General features: G+C 74.5%; 2 protein-coding genes. One reads left to right on the forward strand and one right to left on the reverse strand.

Annotated features, from left to right (window positions below):
* A partial coding sequence (locus VGH76_RS05300) for an SDR family oxidoreductase (protein ID WP_331555569.1) occupies positions 1-571 on the reverse strand: 571 nt, incomplete at its 3' end.
* A gap of 88 nt (positions 572-659) precedes the next feature.
* Between VGH76_RS05300 and VGH76_RS05305 the strand changes: the two genes are divergently transcribed.
* Entirely contained in the window at positions 660-1,523 is an 864-nt protein-coding gene (locus tag VGH76_RS05305) for a LysR family transcriptional regulator (protein ID WP_331555570.1), read from the forward strand.
* The last annotated feature ends 7 nt before the right edge of the window (positions 1,524-1,530 follow it).

Genomic DNA, 1,530 nt, shown 5'->3' on the forward strand with positions numbered 1-1,530 from the left:
CGAAGAACGAGGTGCGGATCATGCCCGGTTCGACGAGCGTGGTCCGGATCCCGAACGGCGCGACCTCGGGGGCGAGCGCCTCGTAGAAGCCCTCGATGCCCCACTTCGACGCGTGGTAGAGCGAGAACGCCGGGAACGACATCTGCCCGCCCATGCTCGAGACCTGCATGAGCAGTCCGCCGCCCTGCTCGCGCAGGTGTGGGACGGCGGCGCGGGCGAGGTGGATGGACGCGGTCAGATTGACGGCGAGCATCCCCTCCACCTGGGTGTCGGTGAGCTCCTCGGCCGCGCCGAAGACGCCGGAGCCGGCGTTGGAGACGACGACGTCGATGGGTCCGAGCTCGGCGAACGCGGCACCGACGACGACGCGGAGCCGGTCGGTGTCGGCCACGTCCAGGGCTGCGCGCCAGAGTCGGTCGCCGTGGGTCCCGGTGAGGTCGTCGAGCGCCTCGGGACGGCGCAGCGTGGCGGCGACGCGGTCCCCGCGGGCCAGGAGCTGTTCGGTCAGCTCCCGCCCGAACCCGCGGGACGCGCCGGTGACGAACCAGGTCCTCGGTCCTCTGACAGTCATGACTCCATTGCGCTCCCACGACCGTCGACGATCAACGACGGTCTCCGCCCCGCTGTGACAGGCTGAGCCTGTCGGTGAGGGAGGGCGGGTGGAGCTGCGTCAGCTGGAGTACGTGATCGCGGTGGCCGAGGAACGTCACTTCGGGCGGGCGGCCACCCGGATGCACGTGCGCCAGCAGTCGGTGAGCGAGCAGATCCGCCGCCTCGAGCGCGAGCTCGGCGCTCCGTTGTTCGCCCGCACCAGCCGCCGCGTGCAGCTGACGCCGGTCGGCGAGGCGTTCCTGCCCGAGGCCCGCGCGACCGTTGCCGCCGCGCACCGCGCCCGGGACACCGCGCGCCGGGCAGGTGCGGACGGGCCGGCCGGGGTACGCGTCGGGTACGCCGAGGACCTGGGTACCGACCTGTTCGCGCGGGCCGCCGCGGCGCATCCGCCGGTGCGCGTCGTCCCGGTGCCGCTGTCGAGCCCCGAGCAGCTGGCGGCCGTCGTCGAGGGGCGTCTGGACGCCGGGTGGGTGTGGGAGCCCGCGCTGGGTCCGGAGCTGGACTCCGCGCTCGTCGGGCGGGAACTCGCGGTGATCGTGCTGGCCGCGGACGACCCGCTGGCCGCGGGGGACGAGCTCGAACCGGCGGCGCTGTCCGGGCGCCCGCTCGCGGTGGTCCCGCGCGAGGTGAACCCGTGGTTGCACGACCGGTTCGTGGCCGGTCTGCGTGAGCGCGGCGCGGACGTCACCGCCACCTACGACGCGGTGCGCCTCGACCGGCTGGTGCCCCTCGTGCTGGCGGGGGCGGCCTTCGGGATCACCCAGGGCCGGTCTCTGGCAGGCGGTGTGCCTCCGGGAGTGGTGGCGCGGCCGCTGGCCGGGGAGCCGCCGCTCCTGGTCGAGCACCGTCTGGTGTGGCGTCGCGACGCCACCGATCCGGCGGTGGCGAGGCTCGCGGCGCTCGCCGTGTGAGGGGATC

The organism is Actinomycetospora sp. (assembly GCF_036497585.1).
GTDB lineage: Bacteria > Actinomycetota > Actinomycetes > Mycobacteriales > Pseudonocardiaceae > Actinomycetospora.